This is a genomic window from Sorangiineae bacterium MSr11954 (assembly GCA_037157815.1).
Lineage (GTDB): Bacteria > Myxococcota_A > Polyangia > Polyangiales > Polyangiaceae > Pendulispora > Pendulispora albinea.
Genome location: CP089984.1, coordinates 5,956,325 through 5,974,538 on the forward strand (window position 1 = coordinate 5,956,325; position 18,214 = coordinate 5,974,538).

An 18,214-nucleotide genomic window follows, 5' to 3' on the forward strand; every position below is an offset into this window, starting at 1 on the left:
GCGATCGCGTGCGACGTGCGCGCGGCGCGCTTTGCCGATTTGGTGTGATTCGTATGGCTCATCCGCGTCGCGCGCGGCGCGGATTGCCGTGTCACCGACGCCGAACGAAATCGTGCGACAGCGTCGGGCTTCGCGGCTCCAAGCGATGAAAGGAAGGTTTGGCAAAATGGAAAGGTCCAATGACCGCTCCTCGAAGGGTTTCGCTCATCCTGGTGGCAGGGTTGCAATCTCCCTCGTTGCATTCGTGAAAGGCTGCTGCCGTCTCGAACGAAGATGGCGCGTTCGTTCGCTCGGCCCGATCCTTCTCACCGGCGCTCTGGCCGCCGCGTGCTCGGCGGCCGACACCACCCAAGATTCGAGCCCGAGCACGGAGGCCATCGCCGCGATCCCGGCGGATCCGCTCTGCAACAATGCTTTGTTCGCGCCAGGGATCACGATCCCCGTCGCCAGCGCGAAGGGAGCGATCACCAAAGGCGACTTCAACGCGGACGGGCGGCTCGATCTCGTCGTCCCGGACTACTACAATCACAAGATCAACCTGTACCTGGGGAACGGGAGCGGTGCGTTCGCGGAGCCGCGCAGCTTTCCCACCGGCCGCTACCCGCGTGAGGCGGCGGTGGCCGATTTCAACGCCGACGGCAAACCCGATCTCGCGACGGTGAACTCCGAGGACGTGAGCATTCTGCTCGGCACCGGCAGCGGGGGCTTCGCGCCGGCCATCGCGTACGCCACGAACGAGAGCCCCACGTCGATCACGGCGGGCGACTTCAACGCCGACGGCTCGATGGATCTCGCGGTCTCGAGCCGGACGGCCCAAGGTTTCGGCATCCTCGCGGGCAGCGGAGACGGCACCTTTCATGGCACCACGCACTATCCGTTCGCCAACCCCGACGGCATCCGCGCGGCCGACTTCAATCGGGACGGCAAGTCGGATCTCGCCATCGTCAGCAACGGCCAATTGAACGTCCTGACGGCAAACAACGACGACAGTTTCACGGTCGCCGCCACCTATCCTGCCACCGCCTACGAGCTGGCCATTGGTGACCTCAATGCCGATGGCAATCCCGACCTGGTGGGCGCCGACAAAAGCAATATCCATGTCCTTTTGGGCCTCGGAAACGGGACGTTTGCCCCACGAGCCACCTACTCGGCGGGGAGCAACCCGCTGGATATCGCGATGGGGGATTTCAACGGCGATCACAAGCCCGATCTGGTCGTTTCGAGCTACGAGAGCGGCGACGCGAGCATCCTGTTCGGTCGGGGGGACGGCTCATTTTCGTCCCCGAACAGTTATCCCTCGGGCGGCACCGAGTCCGAGTCGATCGTGGCGGGTGATTTCAACCTGGACGGCCGCTCCGACTTTGCGGTCTTGAACAACGATCCGGCGACCCGACCTACCATCCACGTCTTTCAGTGGGCTCGACTCGGGACGCTCTCGCAGAAGACGAGCTACCCGCTCTCCGCCAACGCAAACGACGTCGCGACGGCCGACTTCGACGGGGACGGGAACCTCGATCTCGCGGTCGCGGGCTCCTACCAGCTGATGATCTATCCCGGAAAGGGAAATGGGACGTTCGGGACCCAGCGCGCGTATTCGCTCAGGGACATACCGGGGGCCGTCCGCGCGGCCGATTTCAATGGGGATGGTAAGCCCGATCTCGTACTCGCCTATCCCAACGCCAAAAACGTGAGCGTCTTGCTCGGAAACGGCGACGGGACCTTTGGCGCCGCGGCCAACTTTCCGACCTTCACCCGCACCGGAGCCATCGCAACCGGCGACTTCAACGCGGACGGCAAACCGGACCTGGCCGTCACCCTGGCCAGCACCGACAGCGTCGGCATTCTGCTGGGGAACGGGGCGGGCCGATTCTCCCCGATCACCACATACCCGGCCGGGGACATGCCGGGGTCGATCGCCGCCGCCGACGTCGACTCCGACGGGAAGCTCGATCTCGTGCTCTCGACGACGGGGAATGTGAGCGTCCTCTTGGGCAATGGGGCGGGGCGCTTTGGCCCCCCGCTCCACACCCCGACCGGGGGTCAAACATACCGGCTGACAACAGGCGATTTCGACGCGGACGGTAAGATCGATCTCGCTGTCACCGTATCGGAGGCCGTCGCCATCTTGCAGGGCAACGGAAATGGGACATTCTCGGTCTCGCCCACGCGATATGCGGTCGAGCGCTACACGGGAGATATCGGGGCGGGCGATATCGACGGCGATGGAAAGTTGGACGTGCTCGCGATCGGCAACAACAAGGTGAGCATCCTCCTCGGGGACGGGAGCGGCTCCTTTCAGCAGCCGATCCATCACCTGGTCGACCGAATCGTGTGGAACCTGGCCGTCGGCCGCTTCAACGGGGACAACCGCTCGGATATCGCCATCGTCTCCGGCGGCCATGTGAACGTCTTCCTCGGCGCCAACTGCGCCCTCTAACCAAATCGCCACTCCCCGCGGCGCGGCCTCGCTCGACCTCCGGGAGTGCCGTACGCACCTCCACCTGGCGAGACCTCGCGCGAACGCCTCCGGTCCCTCGTCGACCGGCGCCGCCGTGAAGACCTCGTCGATTCCCGCCGGTGACGTGCGCACCTCCAACCGACGAGCCCCTTACGCAAACGCCTCCGCTCCCTCGTCGACCGGCAGCGCCGTGAAGACCTCGTCGATTCCCGTGACGTGCGCACCTCCAATCGACGAGACCTCGCGCGAACGCCTCCGGTCCCTCGTCGACCGGCAGCGCCGTGAAGACCTCGTCGATTCCTGCCGGTGACGTACGCACCTCCAATCGACGAGACCTCACGCAAACGCCTCCGGTCCCTCGTCGACCGGCGCCGCCGTGAAGACCTCGTCGATTCCCGCCGGTGACCTACGCACCTCCGACCGACGAGACCCTCACGCAAACGCCTCCGGTCCCTCGTCGACCGGCGCCGGCGTGAAGACGTCGTCGAACACCGCCGGTGCTATCCTACCGCGATGAGCTTCCTGGCTCCCACACCCCCACCCTACGATCCGCTGGCGTGGGCGAAGCTCCCGCTCCCCGAGCGCGCGCGAATGGTGTGCGAAGCCTGGAGCATCCAGGGATACGGCACGCCCCTGGGCGTGTTCGTGTTTTATGCGCTCAAGGTGGCGCTCTATGTTGGCGTCTGGATCGCGTTCTGCAGCGTGAGCCCCGCGCTGGGACCGCCCTCCGCGATCGCAGCGTGGTGGCTGCACCCGCTGGCGTTTCAAAAGGCCATCGTCTGGAGCCTGCTCTTCGAGGTGCTCGGATTGGGCTGCGGCAGCGGGCCGCTCACGGGTCGCTATGCGCCTCCCGTGGGCGGCTTTCTTTATTTCCTGCGCCCGGGGACGACGAAGCTCCCGCTCGTTCCAAAGCTGCCCCTGCTGGGCGGCCGCACGCGCGGCGCGATCGATGTGCTGCTCTATGCGGCGCTGCTGATCGCGTGCGTCCGCGCGCTGCTCGCCCCCTTGCCGGCCCCCGCCGATTTTCTGCCCATCGCGGCGCTCGTGCCCTTGCTCGGCGTCGCCGATAAGACGATCTTCCTGGCGGCGCGCGCCGAGCATTATTGGGTGACCGTCCTTTGCTTTGCGTTTGCCCCCTCGTGGATCGCGTGCGCCAAGGCCGTGCAGCTCGCGCTGTGGTTTTGGGCGGGGTTCTCGAAGCTCAATCATCACTTTCCAACTGTGGTCTGCGTGATGACCAGCAATGGCCCCTTCACCCGGTTTCCATGGCTGCGCCGCCGCATGTACCGGAGCTACCCGCACGATCTGCGGCCGTCGGCGCTGGCCACCGCGATGGCGCACGTCGGCACCGCCCTGGAGCTCGGCGTTCCGCTCGCGTTCCTCCTCACACCGCTCGGCGCCACGCCCCTGGTGGCCATCGTGCTGATGCTCCTTCTCCATGGGTTCATCACCAGCAATGTGCCGATGGGCGTCCCCATCGAGTGGAACGTGGCGGTCGTCTACGGTGGGTTCGCGCTCTTTTGGGCCCACCCGGACGTGTCGCTCATGACCATGGCGCCGCCGGCCATCCTGATTTTCTTGCTGGTGATGCTGGTGGCCCTGCCGCTCGCCGGAAACCTGGTGCCCGAGAGCCTCTCGTTTCTCTTGGCCATGCGCTATTACGCGGGCAATTGGGCGTATTCGATCTGGCTCTTTCGCGGCGAGGCGTATCGGAAGCTCGATCGGCTGGTGGGGAGCAGCCGCTGGGTGTACGAGCAGCTCGCGCGCTTTTACGATCCGGCCACCGTGGTGGGCCTGTTTGGAAAGGTCATGGCGTTTCGCATGATGCATTTGCACGGCCGCGCCTTGCCCATCTTGGTCCCCAAGGCCGTCGATCGGCTCGAAGACTACGAGTGGTGCGACGGCGAGATCGTCGCGGGCCTCGCGCTGGGCTGGAATTTCGGCGATGGGCACCTCCACTCCGAGCAGCTCCTCGCCGCGATTCAGGAGCAATGCAGCTTCGAGGCTGGCGAGCTTCGGTGCATCTTCGTCGAGTCGCAGCCGGCCTTTCGCTCGACCCTCGCCTATCGCATCGTCGATGCCAAGACCGGCGCCCTCGACGCGGGCCGGCTGTCCATCGCGGAGCTTCGCGCGCGGCAGCCCTGGGGTCCGCCGGCATGAGCGACGAGGCCGACGCCGTCGTCATCGGCTCGGGCCCCAACGGGCTCGCGGCGGCCATCGTCCTCGCGCGCGCGGGCGCGTCGGTCCGCGTGCTCGAGGGGACCGATGCCATCGGCGGCGGCATGCGCACGCGCGAGCTCACCTTGCCGGGCTTCCACCACGACGTATGCTCCGCGTGCCATCCGATGGGCGTCTTGTCGCCGTTCTTTCGAACGTTGCCGCTCGACGAGCACGGCCTCCGCTGGGTGCGGCCGCGCGCTTCCATCGCGCACCCGCTCGACGGCGAACCGGCCGTGATCCTCCGGCGTTCGCTGGCCGATACGTCGCGCGCGCTCGGGGTGGACGCGCGCGCCTACGAGGCGCTCCTCGCGCCGTTTCTGGGCGATCCGCACGGCCTGCTCGCCGACATCCTCGGGCCGCTGCGCGTTCCGCGGCACCCCTTTCGGATGCTCCGCTTCGCCCTGCACGCCCTGCGCTCGGCCACGGCGTTTGCGCGCGGGCGGTTTCGCGGAGCGCGGGCGCGCGCCTTGTTTGCAGGTTGCGCGGCGCACTCGGTCTTGCCGCTCGAGCGCGCCACCACCGCGGCGCTCGGTCTCGTCTTTTGCATCACCGGCCACGTCGACGAATGGCCCGTCGCGGAGGGCGGCTCCTTTGCCATCGCCCGCGCGCTGGCGAGCCTGCTCGCGTCCCACGGAGGCCGCATCGAGACGGGCCGCATGGTCCGCTCGCTCGACGATCTGCCGCCCGCGCGCGTCTACCTGTTCGACACGAGCCCCGCGCAGCTCGCCGAGATCGCCGGGCCCGTGCTGCCCGCGGGCTATGTCCGCCGCCTGCGCCGCTTCCGCTATGGGCCCGCGGTGTTCAAGATCGATTGGGCCCTCGACGGCCCCATTCCCTGGAGCGATCCGGCCGTCCTCGACGCTTCGACCGTGCACCTCGGCGGCACCCTCGCCGAAATCGCAGCCTCGGAGAGCGCCATCTGGCGCGGGGAGCACCCCGAGCGCCCCTTCGTGCTGCTCTGCCAGCAAAGCCAATGCGATCCCACGCGCGCGCCGCCCGGCAAGCACACCGGATATGCGTATTGCCATGTCCCCGAGGGCTCCACCGCGGATCTCACGGACACCATCGAACGCCAAGTCGAACGCTTCGCCCCGCATTTCCGGGACCGCATCCTCGCCCGGCACATCCTGCGCGCCCCCGATTTCGAGCGCTACAACCCGGCGTTCGTCGGCGGTGCCATCACCGGCGGCGTCGCCGATCTCGGCCAGCTCTTTACCCGCCCGGTGGCGCGCTGGAACCCTTACACCACGCCAAACCGGCGCATTTTCCTTTGCTCCGCCGGAACGCCCCCGGGCGGCGGCGTCCACGGCATGTGCGGCTATCACGCAGCCCGCGCCGCGCTCGCGCGCATCGAACGCCTGCCCGCGGCCCCGCTCGCAGACAACCGTTAACGCGCACGGCGTATTCGGTGCACGGCGGAAGAACGGCACCCGCGGTTCCATCGGCGGAAGTACGAGTTCCGCACCTGTTTTCGGGAATGCCGGCCGATTGCCGAACGTCCGTGGGGCGACATCCGGCGAGGCCTGCATCGCGCGAAAATTATCCGATGTGCGGAACATGGCAGTCTCATGGCATTGCGATTGCTGAGCGGAGCCGCTCATGAGCGTTCGCACACTACGGATTTGGATGGTGACGGCATTTGCCGGCTCGGTGCTGACCGCGTGCATCGGCATCGCGGGATGCGGCACCAAGGGGTCGAGCGAGGAGCAGGGCTCGGCGCTCCGGGCGGGCACCGGGACCGATTGGATCCTCGACGTCCACCCCGTCTTCCAAACCGTACGCTTTGCGGTGCCCAAGAGCGAAGGCGTCACCCTCCCCAGCGAGCGCACGCCGGCCGACGCCGTATTGGCCTTGCTCGATCAGTACAAAGACGTATTCGGCATGAAGGACCCCAAATCGGAGTGGAGGCTCACCTCCACCAAGCCGGGCGACCGCGGGTTCACGCATTTGCGCTTTCAACAGACGAGCCGCGGGGTGCCGGTCTTCGGGAGCGATTGGACGGCCGCCATCGATCCTTCGGGAAAGCTCACGTCGATGAGCGGTGTGTACGTCCCCGGCACGGACGCCGCCGACATTCAGCCCACCAAGAGCGCCGACGCGCTGGCCGCCGCCGTTCGAGCCGACGTGCAAAAGCGCATCCCGGGGCTGGGCGCCGCCGATATCGACACCAAGGTAAACGCGCAGCTGCTCATCTATGCCGCCGAGGGCATCGCGCCGGCCTTGGCCATGGAGGTCGCCAGCACCGCCAGGAACGGCGCCGAAGTCGATATCGACCATTACTTGGTCGACGCGCGCACCGCCGCCATCCTCCTGCGCGCGCCCGCCCTGATGAGCGAGTACGCGCAAGGGTACGGGGCGAGCCATTATCCGCCTTACAATGCCTCGAGCAGCAAGGTGAGCTTTCCGGTCAGCAAGGGCAACGGCGCGTGGAAGCTCGACGCGACCACCAAGAGCGCCAATGTCCGCATCGTGACCGACGTCAAAGACAAGGACATCGTCTCCGGAAAAGATGCGACCTTGGAGGCCTCGAAGGTGCCCGTCGATTGGGTCGACGACACCACCCCCAAAGGCGCCGCCGTCGACTCGCAAGCGCACTTCGCGGCCGTGGTGGACGCCTACAAAGACCTCTATGGCCGCAACTCGTACGATGACAAAGGCGCCGAGATCCGCGCATCCATCAACGACAACGTCGCCGGCTCCGTGAACGCGTTCTTTCTTCCGGGGAGCACGTCCGGAGGGTGCACCGGGCGCTTCGGCATCGGCGATGGCGACAAAGATTATTATCCGCTGGGCGCCTCCGTCGACGTGCTGGCCCACGAGTTCACCCACGGGGTGAGCCAATGCACCTGGGGCGGCAGCGCGGGCAGCTACACGGCGGCCGCGACCAACGAGGCGATGAGCGATATCTTGGCCGTGTTCATCAGCGGCCGCATCGAGGGTGGCAAGCCCACGTCGGTCGGCCGCAACATCAGCAAGGGCGACTCGCGCATCATCCGCCAACTGGACAATCCAAAGTGCCCGACCGTCGACGATCTCGACACCTGCGCGCCCCGCAGCCGTCGCTACGAGCACGAGGAGCACTACGCGAGCACCATCGTCTCCTATGCGTGGTACTTGATGACCTTTGGCGGCGCGCACAAGACCACGCAACAAACGGTGGCGTGCCCCATTGGATGGGAAGCCTCCGGCAAGCTTTGGTACGACGTGGAGACCAAGGATCTCTCCAAGAGCCCCGATTTCAAAGCGGTCGCCAATGCCACCTTGGCCGCGGGCAAGCGGCAGAAGCTCCCGCTCGACGCCATCGCGTGCGCGTGGGTCGCCGTAAAAGTGATCACCGCCGACGACGCGAAGAAAGACTGGAACGTGACCTGCGCGGGCGCCGACGACGCGGGCGCCTCCGACGCGGGGACCTTCGGCGATGGCGGCGTGCTGGTCAAGCCGGGGACTTCCCTCGTGTGCCCCGGATCGAGCCATTTGAACTGAGGTACGAATCGACCCTTGGGATCGCGCAGAGCTCCGAAGCGCGCGATCCCAGGATCCGCGCGATCCCAGGGTCCGCACCATCCCAGGATCCGCACCGTCCCAGGAACCGCGCGATCCCAAGGGCGCGCGGATCGGCATGGCACACGGCGACACGGTCGTATTTTCATGTGCGCTCGATGATTTGCGCGGCGGAATCCGCGCAAGCACGCGCGCCATCGCGCCCACGACGAACGGCACATCGCATGCGAAAGGCGCCCGAGCCGGCGCGCGATGCGTCGGGGGAGGTTTGCGATGGTGAAAGATCGATGGAGATGCGCGGCGCGCGTCGTTCGTGGTGGTGTGGTCACATTTGCGTTGTTGGCGGGCGGTGCGGGCTGCTCCGGCGCTGGGGACGCGGACGACGGGAGCCCCGAGGGCATCGGCGGCGCTCGCGCGGCGCTGGGCGTCGACGGTGATGGTGCTGCGGACCGCGGCGTCGACGGTGATGGGGCTGCGGATCGCGATACCGCCGGGGATGTCGTTGCGAATCGCGCCGCCGGGGGTGTCGTGGCGGAGCCGCTCAAGCTCTTCGTCATGGGCGCGAGCCTCGATGCGGTGGCCTCCGATCGCGGCCATGGGTTCGTGGCGATCGGCTCCGGGCCCGATGGATTGCTGATCGCACGGATCCGGGGCGCCAAGGTCACGGAGGAGGCGGGCCCCGATCTCGCGGCCATTTTCGGCTGCACGAAGGTGAGCATCCTCGAAATCACGGGCCTCAGCGTGACCCGTGAGCGCCAGGGCCTCGCCACCGGGACGATGATTTGCGAAACCCCCGAGTCGTGGACGAAGCGCGCGCTGGTCCTCGCCTACGACAAGGGCACATGGACACCCCTGACGTCGTTGCCCGTCGACGGCGCCTTCCGCCCGGCGGGTGTCACCTGCGACGAGCATCGCGGGTGCCTCGTGCTCGGTCACCAATTCCGCGGCGGCGTCATCCTCGACCCCACCGCCGATTCGGCGATATCCGTTTATTCATGGAAGCACGGGGTCTTCACCACCGAGCTCGATGAGTGGGAGACCAGCCCCGACACCCTCTATTGGCCGCGAACCATCGCCACCCGGGGCGACACCTGGTTCATCGGAGGCGAAGAGCTCCGCAACGACGGAGCGCACGGCCTTTCGCGGCTTCGCACCGCCGGGACATGGTCGAGCCCCGACGCCTCGCACCTGCCGTTGCTCCTTCGTGCGCACCCCGTCCAAAACCGCATTCACGCCTTGGCCGTCGGCACCGATGGCTCGACGCGGCTCGAGCGCGTGGGCACCGACGGCCGCTTCACCGACGTCGCGCGCTTCGATGCGCGCCTCTTCGATTTTACCCAGCTAGGCAGCAAAACGCTGGTGGTGGGCCAGCGCGATTTATCCCCGGGGTATGTTCCCTATGCCGCCTTGGGCACCAAGGTCCTGACCATGCCGGCCTATGGCGACGGGAGCGCCATCCACGCCGTGGCCGCGGCATCGGATGGCGACGTCGCCATGGGCGTGGGCCGGCAAACGGCCAATGAAGGCGCCCCGCGCCCGAGCGCCCCCCTCATCCTTCGCATCTCGAGCAGGCCGCTCGGCGTCGCGGACGGCGTCCTCGGTGCGGACGGCCCCGTGGAGGCCGATCCCCACGCCACCTCGCAACGAGCGATCCACACCGCATCGACCACCGTGGGCGGCTATCCGGTGCACGTTCATTTCAGCAACCCGCCCGCCTTTGGCGGCGACGATCCAACGATCCTCGACGAGGTCGTCCGCCTCCTCGATGCAACCCCGGCCGGCGAGACGGTCCGCGCGGCCATTCATAGCCTCACGGCAAACGCCGTCGCCAATGCCCTCGTGGCGGCGAAAAACCGCGGGGTGAACCTGAAGATCGTCGAAGATGGCTCCGACGAGTTCGACCCGGACACCTCCCCGCGCGAGCTGCACGCGGCGCTCGGCGCCAACCATGTCTTTTGCGGCAAACGGGTCAAAGACGGCAACTTCGGGTGCATCACCACCGATTCGAGCGGCATCATGCACACGAAGCTCATCACCTTCAGCAAAACGAAAGATCCATCGGGCGAGCTCCGCACCAATGTGAGCTGGTTCGCTTCGGCCAACATGACGTATGCGTCCGGCTCGAAGATGTTCAACAACGCCATCACCGTCTACGGCGACAAGGCGCTCTACGATCACTTCGGCGGCTACTTCGGGCACCTCTTTGCGCAGAGGCACTATAGCCAAAACGACTATTACGATGCCGCTTCGCATCGAGGCTACTTCGAGGGGACCACGGCGCGCGTCTACACGTCCCCCGAGCAAGACGGCGATCTGGTCTACAATCGACTGAACGATATCGTCGCCGACTCGAGCTGCCGCATTCGCGTCGCGCAAGCCGCCATCAACGATTCGCGCATGAAGCTCGTCGATCTGCTCGTCGCCCGTAAACGCGCCGGCTGCCTCGTTTGGGTCGTGGTCGATGGCATCGAGAAGGACGCCCTCGCCAAGTTGAAGGGCGCGAACATCCCCGTGCGCCGGCACGTCGTCCACGACAAAATGGTCCTGGTCAACTCCAAATTCGGCGACTCCACGGCCAACCGATTCCTGATCTTCACCGGATCGCACAATTGGACGTACTCGGCCAATTACCGCAACGACGAAATCTTCGTTCGCCTGGAGAGCAAAGATCTTTATGATGCATTCTACACGCACTTCAACGACGCCTACAACGCCGGCACGCCGCTCTAGGGGGTGTCCCTAGTTCAGCGAGAAAAAAGCTGGATCATCTCGATCACTTAGCGAGGCGGATGCAGGAAACTGTTGTCTCACCGCGGCAAGCATGATCAAAAATCCGGATGCACCGACACGCGCTCACCGATGCCCAGTGGCGTCGGCTGCAACGAGTCCTACCGAAACAGAAGACGGGGCCCGCCTCGGAGTTGGGTGACCGGCTCTTCATCGAGGCGGTGCTCTATCGCGCAAAAACGGGCCTACCGTGGCGTGATCTCCCGGAGCGATTCGGTCCTTGGAAATCGGTCTACAACCGCTTCTCGAACTGGGCACGGAAAGGACACTGGGCAGCGATCTTCCGCGAATTGCAGCTCGAGTTTGACGACGTCGGCTCCATCGTCGATGGATCGGTCGTCCGCGCTCACCAAGATGCGTCGGGCGGAAAAGGGGGATCAAACGAAATGCTTTGGGCCGCTCTCGAGGAGGTTTTTCGACCAAGCTTCACGCCGTCGTCGACACGAAAGGGCGGCCCATCCACATCGCGCTCACGCCGGGGCAGCGGCACGAAATGATGGCTGCGGACGAGTTGCTGCAGCACGCCAGAGGCAAGGCGCTCATCGGCGATACGGGATATGACTCGAATCGCTTCCTTCAAGCCGTACACGACAAGGGCATGAAGCCCGTCATTCACCCGAAGCCTGAGCGCCTTGTGAAGCCACGCCTCGCACGAAAGCTTTATCGGCGACGCTACCTCGTCGAGGAAGCCCAGACGCAAACCGTAAAATCTTGGTCCGCTTCGCGCTGGAGCGACGAGTTTTCAAGCTGGTTCGTCGATCGCGACATCGCGGCGTAGCCGAAAACTTGCCCTGCGGCGCGAGTCGTGATGGGGCTCCCTCGCGCGGGGAGGCCATCGGCGATGGCGAAGCGAAAATGGAAGGTCGAGTTACGCGCGAGACCGCAATCCGACGGTTTGGAACGACTCGGGCAGGTGGTGAAGCTCGTGATCGTCCGAGAGGCCGCCGCCCGCGCAATGCAAACGGACAACAACGAGAGGTCGAGGCTCCTCATCCCCACGAGCGTCGGCGTTCTCGAGGAGCGTGATGCATGAAGAACCGAGCGGCGCTGTACGCGCGCGTTTCAACGGCGCGCCAGGAGCAAGAGAAAACGATCGGCTCGCAAGTCGAAGCGATCGAACGCGCGTGCGCCGCTGGTGGCGTGAGCATCGCGCCGGATCGGCGCTATGTCGATGAAGGATTCAGCGGGTCGCGTTTGGACCGCCCCGCGTTCGATGCACTTCGCGACGCCGCGGCAGATGGATTGATAGATGTAATTTACATATATTGTCCTGATCGGCTCGCGCGAAGTTACGTCCATCAGCAGGTCATCCTCGAAGAGCTCACCAAGCGTGGGGTGCGCGTACACTTCGTTGAACATCCTGTCGGCGAGCGTGCGGAGGATCGACTGCTTGTCCAGATGCAAGGCGTGATCGCCGAGTACGAGCGTGCCAAGATCCTGGAACGTACGCGGCGAGGACGAATGCACAAAGTGCGCGAAGGTCGAATGCTTCCTTTTGGAATACCGCCGTACGGATACGCGATCGTCAGGACGAAGGCCGTGCCCGGTGGAAGCATTGTGATCGACGAGGTCGAGGCGCAGAATGTCCGTGCGATGTATCGATGGGTGCTCGACGAAGGGCTGAGTGCACGGCAAGTCGCCAAACGATTGAACGCGCTCGGCATCAAGCCGCGCCGCGCCAAGATCTGGGTCGCAGGCAGCGTGCACGTCATCCTGACCAACGCTGCGTACACGGGCATGGCGACGTACGGCAAACGCGAACCCGCAGAGCCAAAGCGTCCGCGTCGTCCTGGTGGATATCGTAAGAACGCGAAGAGCTCGCACGTCATCCGCCCGCGGGCGCAATGGCTACACGTTTCGATTCCTTCGCTCGTTACCGAAAAGGATCAAGAGTGCGTGCGGACACGGCTGGCGAAGAACAAAATCTGGGCGCCACGCAACGTGCAGCATGACTACTTGCTGCGGGCTCTCGTCACGTGCGGTGAGTGCGGTTGGAAGATGGCGTGTGGGCACCAGTCGAGCGTGTGCAAGCGCTACGAGTATTTTTACTATGAATGTGCTCGCCGCGATCCTGTCGACACCGGGCGAATGAGCAAGTGCACCGCCAAGCGCGTGCGCGCAGAGGAACTCGACGGTGTTGTGTGGGACGCGATTCGATCTTGGGTGCAGAGCCCCGCAATGCTCCAACGCGAACTCGAACTATGGCGAACAAGTCGTCAAGCCGCGTCGAGCGTTGCCAAGGAGCTCGCGCGCCTGGAAGGAGCGAGACGACAACTCGAACTCCAAGTCGAGCGATTGATCGACGCATACCAACGAGGAGCGATCAGCGTCGAGCAACTGAAGTCCCGACGCGAGAGACTCGACAGTGCCATGGACTCCGTCAGCCTCCGAGGCGAGGACTTGATTGGTCAGCAGATGGACTCCACCCGCGTTACACGCATCGCCGATGACCTCGCGGCCTTCGCCTCGACACTCCGCAAGGGATTCGACAAGCTCGACTTCACCGAGCGCCAAAGGATCGTCCGTCTTCTTCTTGAGCGCGTCGTCGTTACCGGCGACAAGCTCACGATCGAGCACGCTATCCCTCTGTCAGGACGATTTGGTGGTTTGCGTCAAGGTGATCGAAATCTTCTTCCACAGCCTCAAACGCTTCCGCGCCATCGCGACCAGGTACGACAAGAGCGCCCGCAACTATCTCGCCCTCGTGCAACTTGCCTGTGCCCGGCTCTGGCTGGAGAACTAGGGACACCCCCTAGGCGTCACGCGAGCACGGGCATGAACGCGAACGCGAGCACGGGCGCGAGCGCGAGCAGGGGCGCGCGCAACGGAGCTACGAAACCAGCGCCAACACGGCCGCAGCCATTTCATCGTCCTCGAGCCCATCGCTCGATGCGCTGAGGTGCAGCTCGGCATCGCAATATCCCGGCACGCGGGCAGGCCGGAAACCGTGGGTCACCCAGATCCGGCGCTCGCGGGCGATTCGATCGCGCTTTTCATTGAGCTCCTTTCGCTCGCCGCGCACATAAATGTGAAAGAGGTTCGTGGGGGTCGGCACCGGTGAAACGATCAGGCGCGGATCCTTCGACAGTCGCTCGCTCAGCCTCCGCGCGCGGGCCACCCACGTCGGGAGGCGGGCGAGCGTATCGTCGATGCGCATGGCCGCCGATGCCGCGTACGGAAAGAATCCGAACAGGTTGCCACCGTGGCGGTGCCGCCACACGCGCGCGTGGGCCATCAGCTCCGCCGGCCCCGCCACGATGGCTCCCCCCAGCGCGCCGATGGTTTTGTACAACGAGACATAGACCGAGGAGCAACCCGCGCAAATCTCGGCCAGGGAGCGCCCATAGCCGGGCGCGCACTCCCAGAGCCGGGCTCCGTCGAGGTGCAGCGGGATGCCTCGCTCGCGGCACGCGGCCTTTACGTCCTCGAGCTCGGCCCACGTTGGAAGGTACCCCGTCCATCGCAAGGGCAATTCGACGGAGATCACCGCGAGCGGCTCGCTCGCGTGCGCGCGCTTCACGTCCTCGGCGAGGATCCCGCGCTCCCACGGCGCGAGCAGCACGCCGTGGAGCCCACCGAGCACCTCGAACGCCGCGTCCTCGTCGAGCAAATGATGCGACGAGGGATGCAAGCCCACGGCCCGACTGGCGCCGCGCTCGGCGTGCAACCGCAAAAGAACGAGCTGCCCCATCGTGCCCGTTGGCATGAAGCACGCCGCCTCGAACCCGAGCAGCGCCGCGACCTTCTTCTCCAATGCCTGAACGAGCTCCCCTTCCCCATAACGGTCCGCCGTCACACCTTCGCGCTGGCACCATTGCCCAATGCGCACGAGCTCCGCGCCATCGGTGACATTCGCGCGAATCACCAGCCCGCCGCGGCAGCTCCGCAACAAGCGATCCCGCTCGCTGCCGGCAACGGGTGCCTTCACCGGTGGAGTCGCGGGAACGACAGCAGGAGCCGCACATGCGGCCCCCGACGAGAGTGCACCACCGATTCCGGCAGCCATCGAGAGCACCCAGTCGCGTCGAGAGAGCATCACCCCCATGGGTATGCCCACTGCGCCGCAAGCACAAGTGCCCTCCCCTGCATCGAAGCGACGATTGCGGGCGTCCGATCAACATCTACGGCCGTCCCGCGGGCAGCGGCGAAGCGCGATGACCGAAAGACGACGTCATCGGTGCAACGTCGAAACGGATCGGAGCTCTCGGCCTGGTCCTACGCGACCGGGCGCACGCGCGCTCCAAATGGCACCCAAGTCGACGTAGGAATCCAAATAAAGGATGAATACCAATGACCTCTCCGGGCTCAATATAGAATTAAAATTTTCGGTTTCCGCCCGAGCGGCTCGTCGACGCAGCGTGGAGTTTGCGCACATGCCAATCGGCGAGGCATCCATGGGTGGCCCGTTCATGCCGATCACGTGGCGGTCGCGCGCAACGAAGACGATCGGGCGCTCACGACGGGTGTCCTCGGCGCACGGTGGTCGGCGAGGATTCACGTCATGGTCGAGCGCGCGCGATGGCGCGCATCGCCCGGGCCCAGCCTGTTCGACACCGGATCCCATGTTTTCGCCAGGTGCGATGGGACGAGGATGCGACCCGCGCTCGCAATTTCGTACATGGCGAGGTGGCGGCTGACGGAATTCGCCAGGTGAGCGTCCATCTTCGACGGCTCGCCGGCTTACGCCTGGGCGGGCCGCTCGAAACGAGAGGAACAGCGTGGGAACGCGGGTTGCACCCGTGCAGTCGCACACATGGTCTGGTACGATCCGAAGCTGCAAAAGGTCATCGTTCGCGTCGTGTACGATGGCCCGGCACATGCGGGCAAAAGCACGAATGTGAGCCAGCTCGCCGCGGCCTTTACCCCACTGCGGCGAGGCGCGCTCATCGCGCCCGAGGAGCGCGACGACGGGCGCACCCTCTTCTTCGATTGGCTGCACCTCGACGGCGGCATCATCGCGGGCCACGGTCTGCGATGCCAGCTGGTGACGGGCCCCGGTCAGTCGATGCTGGCGCACCGGCGCTGGCATCTGGTGGGCACGGCCGACGTGCTCGTCTTCGTCTGCGACAGCACCCCCGAGGGCCTGCGCGAGGCGCGCTGCTCGTTGGAGTTGCTCCGAGCGCGCTATTGCGACGTCGGGCATGGCCCAGCCCTCGTCATCCAAGCGAACAAACAAGATGCGGCGGACGCCTTGGCCCCCGAAGAGGTGGCGCTCGCGCTCGATCTCGGCCCCGATATTCCCGTGGTCGGCGCCCGAGCCGTCGCGGGCATTGGAGTTCGTGAAACCGCCGTCGTCGCCATTCGCGCGGCGGCCGATATCGTGCAGCAGCTGGTGCTCACCAAGGGGATCGAGGCGCTGGAGCCGCCCGACGAAGGCGCGGACGCGCTGCTCGCCGATATGAAACGACTCCGCGCGGCGCGGCGCGCGAAGCCCCGGCGCGGCGCGCGCTCCCCCCGAGGGCTCACCGTGAGCGGAGCCACCTTGCCGCTCCCCCACGCGAACCTCCCCGAGGGCTACATCTGGCCGGCGGCGCGCGGCCGGGCCATCGTGGAGACGCTCGAGTCGGCTTATTCCGAGGCACGTATCCATCGACGCGAGGGCCGCCATCGGCGGACCGTTTATCGCGTGGGTGAGCTGATGCTCGAGCCCTCCGTGAGCGCGTACGAAGATGGCGCGAGCGCTCGGGAGGCCATGTCGGCGCTCGCGCGAAAGAAGGTTCGATTGGGCGACTTGTGCGCGAAGGATACGGCGCTGGCGATCACCGCCGATGCCGAGGGTCGGTTCTGGGTCTGGACGATCGCGCCGGCCCTGCCCGAGATGGAGGACGTCGCGGGATCCGCGGAGCGCGCCGAGCTGCTCGGCCGCGCGTTCGCCGTCTCGCTTCGAGCCGCCTACACGAGGTCCGTCGCGCTGATCGCCGATCCGGCGTGGCTGGCGAAGACCGCGGAGGGCTTCGCGTATTTCGGGGAGATCACGCTCGATGGTGAGCCCTTGAAGGCAACCCTCGCGTCCATGTTGGAGAGCTCGCGCCGCGCGGCCTCGGGCGCCGTCGACTTCGAGCGCACGGCGGCGGCCTTTTGGAGCGCGGCGAACGCCGATCGCCCTTTCGAAGAGGCGGTGCGCCGCGCGCTCGAAGCGTTTGCGGCGGAAGACGGCTCCGCGAGGGGCTCGGCCGCGGGTCGATGGCTGGCGCTTCGCGCGCCGCACGCAGGATCGCAGCACGACAAGGTCATCGTGACGTCCACCTTGGGTCGGTGAAGGGGGTACTATGTTGGAGGAGGAGCGAGAGAGCGAGAAGGAAACCGAGACCGAGGCCGAGGGCGCCGAGGTGCCGGAGAAAGAGCTGGGCTGGGCCAGCCGAATGATGGTCGACAGCCTGCGAAAGCAAGGGTGGCTGGTCGCCGTCGAGCGCCGGGCGGCGCTGGTGACCGATCTCGAGGAGCAGGCCACCACCTTGCGCCATCACGTCGCGGGGCTCGAGCAGGAGCTCATCCTGCGCGAAGCCGAAATGCGCGATCGGACGGCGGAGCTCACGAAGGTGCGCGAGGGTATGCTGCGCGATAAATCCCGGCTTCAAGAGCGCATCGATCACCTGACGCGGGAGCTCGACGTGCGCGCGCACGCGCTCGCCAGCGCCATGACCAGCCAGGAGAGCCTGGAGGACAAGGTGCTGGCCGCCGAGGCGGCGCGCACGCGCCTCGAGAGGGAGCTCGTCGATCACGCGACCACCACCATCGCGCTCCGCACGACGCTCGCGGCGCGGGAGCAGCAGCTCGTGCGCACCAGCCGCGAGCTGGAAGAGGCCAAGAAAAATGGCGCCAGGGCGCTGGGCGAGAAGACGGAGGCCCAGCGGCAAGGCGACGAGCTCACCGCAAAAGCCGCGCGCGAAAAGGCGGAGCTCACCGGCCTGCTCGCCGCGCGCGACGCGCGCATCGCGGAGCTCGAAGAGGCGCTCGTGGACGCGCTCGCGGCCCGCGAAGCCGAAGAAGCCCTGCCCGATCCGGACGAGCGGATCGCCAGCCTCGTCGTGGAGCTCGAGGAGCGCGACGCGCTCGTGGAGGAGCTCGAACGCGCCCTCACCGCGCAGCGCATGGCCATCGCCAAACGCGACGCAACCTTGGCCGCGCTGGGGGCCTCGCCCGAGAGCGCGCTCCCCGACGCGTTCTAACTCCTTCTGACGTCTTCTGACGTCTTCGAACGCTTTCTAACGCCCTCGAACACCTTCTGACGTCTTGTGACGTCTCGTA

9 protein-coding genes and 2 pseudogenes are annotated in these 18,214 nt (G+C 66.0%); 10 read left to right on the top strand and 1 reads right to left on the bottom strand.

What is annotated here, in order from left to right:
* Positions 1 to 244: 244 nt before the first annotated feature.
* From LZC94_22930 to LZC94_22965, 8 genes and pseudogenes are all read left to right on the top strand, one after another.
* Entirely contained in the window at positions 245 to 2,437 is a 2,193-nt protein-coding gene (locus tag LZC94_22930) for a VCBS repeat-containing protein (GenBank protein ID WXB20066.1), read from the top strand.
* Between the two features lie 534 nt (positions 2,438 to 2,971).
* Complete coding sequence (locus LZC94_22935) at positions 2,972 to 4,618, top strand: DUF3556 domain-containing protein (GenBank protein WXB20067.1); 1,647 nt, start codon at positions 2,972 to 2,974, stop codon at positions 4,616 to 4,618.
* Positions 4,615 to 6,069: an NAD(P)/FAD-dependent oxidoreductase gene (locus tag LZC94_22940; GenBank protein WXB20068.1), complete on the top strand. Its 1,455-nt coding sequence runs from the start codon at positions 4,615 to 4,617 to the stop codon at positions 6,067 to 6,069. Before LZC94_22935 ends, LZC94_22940 begins: the two co-directional genes overlap by 4 nt.
* Before the next feature lie 208 nt (positions 6,070 to 6,277).
* Positions 6,278 to 8,161, top strand: a complete 1,884-nt coding sequence (locus tag LZC94_22945; GenBank protein ID WXB20069.1) for a M4 family metallopeptidase — start codon at positions 6,278 to 6,280, stop codon at positions 8,159 to 8,161.
* A gap of 291 nt (positions 8,162 to 8,452) precedes the next feature.
* Positions 8,453 to 10,909, top strand: a complete 2,457-nt coding sequence (locus LZC94_22950) for a phospholipase D-like domain-containing protein (GenBank protein ID WXB20070.1) — start codon at positions 8,453 to 8,455, stop codon at positions 10,907 to 10,909.
* Between the two features lie 448 nt (positions 10,910 to 11,357).
* Positions 11,358 to 11,744: a transposase gene (locus LZC94_22955; GenBank protein WXB20071.1), complete on the top strand. Its 387-nt coding sequence runs from the start codon at positions 11,358 to 11,360 to the stop codon at positions 11,742 to 11,744.
* A 251-nt stretch (positions 11,745 to 11,995) separates the two neighbouring features.
* A pseudogene (locus LZC94_22960) lies at positions 11,996 to 13,063 on the top strand (recombinase family protein).
* A 520-nt stretch (positions 13,064 to 13,583) separates the two neighbouring features.
* A pseudogene (locus LZC94_22965) lies at positions 13,584 to 13,709 on the top strand (IS5/IS1182 family transposase).
* 87 nt (positions 13,710 to 13,796) lie between these two features.
* On the opposite strand, the gene LZC94_22970 reads toward LZC94_22965, so the two are convergent.
* A complete protein-coding gene (locus LZC94_22970; protein WXB20072.1) occupies positions 13,797 to 14,894 on the bottom strand; it encodes a beta-eliminating lyase-related protein in 1,098 nt (365 codons plus the stop codon).
* 825 nt (positions 14,895 to 15,719) lie between these two features.
* On the opposite strand from LZC94_22970, the gene LZC94_22975 reads away from it, so the two are divergent.
* On the top strand, positions 15,720 to 17,225 hold the full coding sequence (locus LZC94_22975) for a hypothetical protein (protein WXB20073.1): 1,506 nt from the start codon (positions 15,720 to 15,722) through the stop codon (positions 17,223 to 17,225).
* A gap of 10 nt (positions 17,226 to 17,235) precedes the next feature.
* The gene (locus LZC94_22980) at positions 17,236 to 18,135 is read left to right on the top strand and encodes a hypothetical protein (protein ID WXB20074.1); all 900 of its coding nucleotides are present in this window, start codon (positions 17,236 to 17,238) and stop codon (positions 18,133 to 18,135) included.
* The last annotated feature ends 79 nt before the right edge of the window (positions 18,136 to 18,214 follow it).

Coding starts and splice junctions, on each gene's coding strand:
- LZC94_22935 (WXB20067.1), top strand. CDS start 2,972: ATGAGCTTCCTGGCTCCCACACCCCCACCCTACGATCCGCTGGCGTGG.
- LZC94_22940 (WXB20068.1), top strand. CDS start 4,615: ATGAGCGACGAGGCCGACGCCGTCGTCATCGGCTCGGGCCCCAACGGG.
- LZC94_22945 (WXB20069.1), top strand. CDS start 6,278: ATGAGCGTTCGCACACTACGGATTTGGATGGTGACGGCATTTGCCGGC.
- LZC94_22950 (WXB20070.1), top strand. CDS start 8,453: ATGGTGAAAGATCGATGGAGATGCGCGGCGCGCGTCGTTCGTGGTGGT.
- LZC94_22975 (WXB20073.1), top strand. CDS start 15,720: ATGGTCTGGTACGATCCGAAGCTGCAAAAGGTCATCGTTCGCGTCGTG.
- LZC94_22980 (WXB20074.1), top strand. CDS start 17,236: ATGTTGGAGGAGGAGCGAGAGAGCGAGAAGGAAACCGAGACCGAGGCC.